An 893-nucleotide genomic window follows, 5' to 3' on the forward strand; every position below is an offset into this window, starting at 1 on the left:
TATAGTCACTTAGTTTATAAAATACATGTTATAATAAAGCCATGGCATATAGTACAGATTTTAAACAACGAGCATTAGATTACATCAAAGAGGGACACAGCCATGTCGAGGCGGCCAAAGTTTTTGATGTTGGCGTCAGAACTCTCTTCACATGGGAAAAGAAATTACGTGAACAAGGACACTTAGAGCGGAAAAAGCGAGTCGCCAAAAGCCGAAAGATTCCTTTGGAGGAGTTGAAGGCCTTTGTAGAGGCTCATCCAGATGCTTTTTTACGGGAAATTGCGACACATTTTGATTGTGCTGTTCCTTCAGTATGGGCAGCTTTAAAGCAGATTAAGGTCACTTTAAAAAAAGACGACTAGCTTTAAGGAACAAGATCCTGAGAAAGTCGCTGAGTTTCTTGATATTTTGAATAGCCTAAAAGATTTACCAGTCGTATATATTGACGAAACAGGAATCGACCGCTACCTCTATCGTCCTTATGCACGGGCTCCTAGAGGGGAGAAAGTCTATGAAAAGATTAGTGGACGGCGTTTTGAGCGGACTTCAATTGTTGCAGGACAAGTAGACGGAGAGTTTATAGCTCCTATGATTTACAAGGAAAATATGGCGAGCGATTTCTTTGTGGAGTGGTTCAAAACGCAACTTCTACCTGCTTTGAAGACCCCTCATGTCATTGTCATGGACAATGCTAGTTTTCATCCCAAGAACATCTTGGATGAGCTTTGCATTCAAGATAAACACTTTTTCTTACCTCTACCACCGTATTCACCAGATTTGAATCCTATTGAGCAGGCTTGGGCTATCTTGAAAAAGAAAGTGACAGATTTATTAAGGGAAGTCCCCAATATCTTTGAATCATTAGAGTGCTTTTTTAAAACTAAATAACTATA

1 pseudogene is annotated in these 893 nt (G+C 39.8%); it reads left to right on the forward strand.

Annotated features, from left to right (window positions below):
- The first annotated feature begins 41 nt into the window (after window positions 1-41).
- A pseudogene (locus QM469_RS10535) lies at window positions 42-888 on the forward strand (IS630 family transposase).
- The last annotated feature ends 5 nt before the right edge of the window (window positions 889-893 follow it).

Source organism: Streptococcus infantis (assembly GCF_047464215.1).
Lineage (GTDB): Bacteria > Bacillota > Bacilli > Lactobacillales > Streptococcaceae > Streptococcus > Streptococcus infantis_P.